We start from the raw sequence: 6,363 nt of genomic DNA, 5'->3' as shown, positions 1-6,363 counted from the left end.
CCCCTTCGCCGTGGAGCGCGGCGCCACGCTGGCGGTGGCCGGAATCATCGCCGCGATGCTCCCGCTGGGTCAGATCCTCGCGGATCTGCCCGCCGGCGCCCTGGCGGCGCGTGTGGGTGACCGCCGGGCGATGCTGCTCGCCGCCGGGGCCGCCGCGCTCGGCTTCCTCGCTGCAGGGCTGGCGCCTTCGTTGATCACGCTGGGGGCCGCCGTCGCCCTGGTCGGCGCCGCGAATGCGGTCTTCCATCTGGCCCGGCACTCCTATCTGACCGAGGTGACCCCGGTGCATCAGCGTGCCCGAGTGCTCTCCACGCTGGGCGGGGTGCATCGGATCGGGCAGTTCATCGGACCATTCCTCGGCGCCGGAGTGATCGTCCTGGGAGACCTGCGCGCGGTGTTCCTGCTGGCGCTGCTCACTGCGATCGCCGCGGGTGTGACGGTGCTGCTGGCCCCGGAGATCGACACCCGCGCGGCGCGAGCACCGGGCATCGCCCAGGCCGGTTTTGCCCAGGTGATCGCCACCCACCGGAAGCTGCTGCTGACCTTGGGCGTGGCCTCGATGCTGGTGGGCACGATCCGCGGGGCACGTCAGCAGGTGCTCCCGCTCTGGGGCGAGCACATCGGGCTGGACCCCACCACCATCTCGCTGCTCTTCGGTCTCGCCGGTGGCATCGACATGCTGCTGTTCTATCCGGCCGGCAAGATCATGGACCGCTTCGGCCGGCTCTGGATCGGAGTGCCCTCAATGGTCTGCCTCGGATCAGCGATGGCGCTGGTGCCGCTGGCCCATTCGGTGCCCGTGCTCGCGGGAGTGGCGGTGCTGCTGGGAATCAGCAACGGTCTGGGCTCGGGGGTCATGATGACCATCGCCTCCGACATCGCCCCCGCCGAGGCGCGCCCGCAGTTCCTCGGAGCATGGCGGCTGATGCAGGATCTCGGGATCGCCGCGGGACCGCTGACCCTGGCCGCCGGTGCCGCTCTGGGCTCCTTGGCGGCAGGCATCTGGGTGGCCTCAGCCATGGGCCCGCTGGCCAGTGCCGGGCTGCTGCGCTGGCTCCCGCGCTACTCGGTCCACGCTAGCCGTCGGACCCGTAGGGCCGCCGGGCTGGAATGACCCGCAGGGCCGCAGGGCGGCAATGACCCGTAGGGCCGCCGGGCGGCAATGACCCGCAGCGCCGCCGGGCGGCAGGCACGCTGGCCAGGAGCGCCACCAGGCGCGAGGTGATCAGGCGGAGGGCTCCCGGGGAACCCGGGCGGTGCTGCGCCGGACCAGCAGGTCAAAGCTGCGGTCCAGGCTCTTCGGATACGTGTCTTCGGACTCGACGGTGGCGAGGATGAGCTTCGCCGCCGTCGCCCCTTGGTTCTGGGCGTGCTGGTCGACTGTGGTGAGCTCGAAGAGGGCGCCAAGCTCGTGACCGTCGACCCCGACCACCGAGAGGTCCTCCGGGACCCTGATCCCGAGCTCCCGCGCGGCGAGGATCGCGCCGATCGCCATCTCGTCCGAGGCTGCGACCAGTCCGGTCATCCCGGTTCCTGGAGTGCCCAGCAGCTGTCGCGCCGCATGGAAGCCTCCAGGAATGGTGAAGTCTGCCTCTCCGATCAGGGACGGGTCGGAAGAGATGTCGCGGGCGCGGAGCGCTCGGTCGAAGCCCGCTCGTCGCTGACTCGGCACCTTGTAGTCGGCGTCGAACTGTTCGGCGCCTCCGATGAAGCCCAGCACCTCATGGCCGAGCTCGAGCAGGTGCGCGGTGGCGAGCTCGGTGACGGCCGCATCATCGATGGAGACCCCGGGCAGGGTCCCGGAGCTGCCGCCGATGATGACCACCGGGATGCCGAGCCGCGCCAGCTCCCGCTCCTCCCAGTCGCTGAGCTCCAGCGCCACGACGATGACGGCGTCCACCCTGCGTCGTCGCAGGAAGGCGCCGAAGATCTCCTGCCGGACCTCGGGGTCTGCGGTGACGTTGTAGAGCGTCACGTCATACCCGGTGCGGGTCGCTTCGGCGGAGATCCCGGTGAGCACGGTGTTGAAGAACCATCGGTGCAGCTCAGGCATGATCACCCCGAGGTTGCGCATCCGACCAGACGCCAGGCTGGAGGCCGCGGAGGAGGCCACGTAGTCGAGCTCCGCGGCGACAGCCAGGATCTTGGCCCGGGTGGCCTTCGAGACGTTGCCTCGGCCGCTCAGGGCGCGGGAGACCGTGGCGGCGGACACGCCTGCGGCCTTGGCGACATCATCGAGGCTGGTCATCAGCCTGCGTGCCGCTGCAGCCATACGGTGCAGTCGGCGGGTACCTGGGATCCTGCCAGAGGCGCGGTGGCCAGGAGCACCTGGTGCCCCGCGGGCAACGCCACCGGCTTTGTGCCGGTGTTCGCGAGCACGGTCAGATCCTGGTTGCTGAACATCAGCACGGCATCCTCGGCTCCTGGGAGCCAGCGCACCTCTCCGAGGCCCAGGTCGTGTTCCGCGCGCAGGGCAAGCATCCGCCGGTAGAGGCTCAGCGTCGAGTCGGGATCGGCGCGCTGCACATCCCGGGAGAGGTCTTCCCAGCGTTCAGGCTGCGGCAGCCAGGGTGTGCCCCCGGAGCTGAATCCGAAGTTCTCAGCCTCGCCCGCCCAGGGAAGCGGCACCCGACATCCGTCGCGACCGAACCGCTCGCCGGCGGTGCGGAACCAGGTGGGGTCCTGACGGGCCGCATCGGGGAGGTCGTGGACCTCGTCCAGACCCAGCTCCTCGCCCTGGTAGATGTACGCGGAGCCGGGCAGCGCCAACATCAGGGCGGTCGCGGCGCGGGCACGTGCCAGCCCGGTCTCGCGGTCGGGCAGGCCCGGATGCGCGGGTCCTATCCCGGTCCCCTGCGGGTTCTCCCCGGTCAACGAGAGCCTGGTGGCGTGACGCACCACGTCGTGGTTGGACAGGACCCAGGTGCTCGGAGCGCCCACTGCATTGAAGGCGTACAGGGAATCGTCGATGACTCCGCGCAGCTGTTCCGCCTCCCAGGGGGTCTCGAGGTACTGGAAGTTGAAGGTCTGGTGCATCTCGTCCGGGCGCACCCAGAGCGCCGCCTTCGCCACGGAGGACACCCAGGCCTCACCGCACAGCGCCCGATCCCCCGGATACTCCTCCAGGACCAGCCGCCAGTCCCGGTAGATCTCATGGACCGCGGTCTGTTCGAAGTAGGGCGCCGGGGTCTCCTCCCCACCCATCGAGGCGGCGTCGACATCCGGGGTGTAGTCCGGGAAGTCCTGGTCCTTGACCAGACCATGGGCAACATCGACGCGGAAGCCGTCGACCCCGCGGTCGAGCCAGAAGCGCAGGATGCGTCGGAACTCTTCCTTGACCTCTTCCTGGGACCAGTCGAAATCCGGCTGGCTCGAGTCGAAGAGATGCAGGTACCACTGACCCGGCGTGCCGTCGGTCTCGGTGATGCGGGTCCAGGCGGGGCCGCCGAAGATCGACTGCCAGTTGTTCGGCGGCTGCTCTCCCTGCTCTCCCCGACCCTCGCGGAAGATGTACCGGGCGCGCTCTGGGCTGCCCGGGGCTGCGGCCAAGGCCTGCTGGAACCACAGGTGCTGGTCCGAGGAGTGGTTGGGCACCAGGTCCACGATGACCCTGATGCCGAACCCATGGGCCCGCTCGAGGAGGGCGTCGAAGTCGGCCAGCGTGCCGAAGATCGGGTCCACGTCGCAGTAGTCCGCGACGTCGTAGCCGGCGTCCTTCTGCGGTGAGGTCATGAAGGGGCTCAACCAGATCGCGTCCACGCCGAGCTCCTGGAGCGCACCGAGTCGGGCCGTGATCCCCGGAAGGTCCCCGACGCCGTCGCCGGTGGAGTCATGGAAGGAGCGGGGGTAGATCTGGTAGATCACTGCACTGCGCCACCACTGGGCCGGCATCCCCGGCCCCGGGGGCGCCCCCGTTTCGCGAGGGACGACGTCGGCGGTGTCGGGGGAACTGCGCAGGTCCTGTTGAGCGGTCATGTCTCCAGCATATATGCAAGCGCTTCCACATGGAGCGTCACGCGGCACAACCGCTTTCACTGGAGCCAGCAAGCGTCTCTATGCTGGATAAGACCACACCGCGAGGCATAAATACTGGTCAACGGTCGGTAGGCAGTTCACAGCACCACCACGCTCCAAGAGTTGCGTGGATCACATTCTGTCCCCATACTGGAAGCGCTTGCACTCAGGATGGCGGGGCGATCGCCTCCGCTTCTTCACAGAGAGGGACACCGATGACGGTGAACACCGGAAGAATCACGACGATGACCGCGCTCCTGGGACTGGGAGCACTGGCGCTGACCTCCTGTGGCTCGGGAGACGGTTCCGGCGACGCTGGCGCCGCAGAGCCTGCCGACTCGGAGACCACCGAGTCCGAGGCTGCAGAGTCAGAGACCACGGACTCGGACACCACAGATTCGGACACCACAGAGACCGAGGGCGGCGAAGATGCCGCCTCCGGCAGCCTGACCATCTGGGCCGACGCCAACCGCGCCGAGGTGCTCACCGACGTGGCGGAAGACTTCGAGTCCGACACCGGCATCACGGTGGAGATCGTCCAGCAGGACTTCGAGGAGATCCGAGACCAGTTCGTCTCCCAGGTCCCCACGGGCGAAGGCCCGGACATCGCCGTCGGCGCCCATGACTGGCTCGGAGTCCTGGTGAACAACGGCGTGGTCGCACCGGTCGAGCTCGGGGACGCTGCGGCGGAGTTCGAGGAGATCGCCGTGGACGCCTGGACCTATGAGGGCCAGACCTACGGCCTGCCCTACTCGATCGAGAACATCGCGCTGCTGCGCAACACCGAACTGGCCCCCGAGGCTCCGGCCGACTTCGAGGAGATGATCCAGATGGGCGAGGAGGCCGGGACCGAGTATCCGTTCCTGGTCGGCCTGGACCCCAATGAGAGCGACCCCTACCACCTCTACCCCTTCCAGACCTCCTTCGGCGCCCCGGTCTTCGGCACCGCCGAGGACGGCAGCTACGACCCCTCGCAGCTGAGCATGGCGGAGGCCGGCGGGGAAGAGTTCGCAGGCTGGTTGGCGGAACAGGGCGAGGCCGGCGTGCTGAACCTCAACATCGACGGCGACCTGGCCCTGGAGAGCTTCAACGACGGCAATTCTCCGTTCTTCCTGACCGGTCCGTGGAACGTGACCGGCGCGCAGGACGCGGGGATCGACGTCGCCGTGGATCCGATCCCGGCCGCAGGAGATCAGGACGCCCAGCCCTTCGCCGGAGTCCAGGGCTTCTTCCTCTCCTCGCAGAGCGAGAACGTCCTGGCCGCCAGCAACTTCCTGATCAACTACGTCGGCACCGCTGAGGTCCAGACGGCGCTGTATGAGACCGGTGGGCGCGCCCCTGCGCTGACCGAGTCCTTCGAGCAGGCTCTGAGCGAGGACGAGATCGTCGCCGGATTCGGCGAGTTCGGGGCCGAGGCCGTGCCGATGCCCGCAATTCCGGAGATGGGCGCGGTCTGGGACGACTGGGGATCCAGCCAGGCCGCGATCATCAAGGGCGACGGCGATCCGGTGGAACTCTGGCAGAAGATGTCCCAGGACATCTCCTCGGCGATCGACTGATCAATGCGCCCACTGACCACCACCAGAACCGAAGACCGCACCGCCGACCGACGTCGCGCCCGGCGCACCGCCGAGACCGCCGGCATCGGGTGGAAGCTGCTGCTGCTGAAGATCACCGTGCTGGGGCTGCTCAACGCCGTCTGCGTGTATGCCGCCATGGTGCTCTTCTTCAACGAGCGGTGGCTCATCGGCACTCTGGTGGTGGTCAGCGGCGCCCTCCTGACCTGGATCTACTTCCAGCGCGGAGCACTGCCAGCGAAGTATCTGGCCCCGGGAGTGGTGTTCCTGCTGATCTTCCAGGTCTTCGTCATCTTCTACTCCGGCTACGTGGCGTTCACGAACTACGGGACCGGCCACAACAGCACCAAGGATCACGCGATCCACGCGATCATGCTCCAGACCCAGGACCGAGTGCCGGATTCACCGACGTATCAGCTCACGGTGATCGAACGCTCCGGGGAGCTGGGATTCGCGGTGACCACGGAGGACGGCGAGGTGCTTCTCGGATCCGCAGAGGCCCCTCTGGAGGCTGCGCCGGGCGCCGTCGTCCAGGACGGCCGCGTCATCGAGGTGCCCGATCATGAGGTGCTGAGCTTCGCGGAACTGGTGGATCGTCAGCAGGAGCTGACCAGCCTGTCGGTGCCGCTCTCGGAGGACCCCAATGCCGGGGCGCTGCGCACCCAGGACGGGCAGCGGGCCTATGTCTACACCTCGCGCTTCGTCTACGACGAGTCCGCCGACACCTTGACCAATACCGCGAGCGGGGAGATCTACACCGACGGCGGGGCAG

4 protein-coding genes and 1 pseudogene are annotated in these 6,363 nt (G+C 68.3%); 3 read left to right on the top strand and 2 right to left on the bottom strand.

The features are described 5' to 3' along the window. Nucleotides 1-1,114: MFS transporter (locus BG28_RS07205; RefSeq protein ID WP_036475400.1), on the top strand; the 1,114-nt coding region annotated here is incomplete at its 5' end. Nucleotides 1,115-1,225: 111 nt separating this feature from the next. Here BG28_RS07205 and BG28_RS07200 read toward each other — a convergent pair. Beyond that, a complete protein-coding gene (locus tag BG28_RS07200; protein WP_036475399.1) occupies nucleotides 1,226-2,248 on the bottom strand; it encodes a LacI family DNA-binding transcriptional regulator in 1,023 nt (340 codons plus the stop codon). After that, on the bottom strand, nucleotides 2,248-3,975 hold the full coding sequence (locus tag BG28_RS07195) for a glycoside hydrolase family 13 protein (RefSeq protein ID WP_051501146.1): 1,728 nt from the start codon (nucleotides 3,973-3,975) through the stop codon (nucleotides 2,248-2,250). Before BG28_RS07195 ends, BG28_RS07200 begins: the two co-directional genes overlap by 1 nt. A gap of 284 nt (nucleotides 3,976-4,259) precedes the next feature. Between BG28_RS07195 and BG28_RS07190 the strand changes: the two genes are divergently transcribed. Both BG28_RS07190 and BG28_RS07185 read left to right on the top strand, forming a co-directional pair. After that, nucleotides 4,260-5,573, top strand: a complete 1,314-nt coding sequence (locus tag BG28_RS07190) for a maltose ABC transporter substrate-binding protein (RefSeq protein ID WP_084479550.1) — start codon at nucleotides 4,260-4,262, stop codon at nucleotides 5,571-5,573. Between the two features lie 3 nt (nucleotides 5,574-5,576). Next, nucleotides 5,577-6,363 (top strand): annotated as a pseudogene (locus BG28_RS07185) (maltose ABC transporter permease); the annotation flags it as partial.

The organism is Nesterenkonia sp. AN1, from assembly GCF_000582475.1.
In the GTDB taxonomy this organism is placed as follows: Bacteria; Actinomycetota; Actinomycetes; order Actinomycetales; family Micrococcaceae; genus Nesterenkonia; species Nesterenkonia aurantiaca.
Note: the sequence above shows the minus strand (reverse complement) of the source record. Positions and strands in the feature narration are given on the sequence as shown.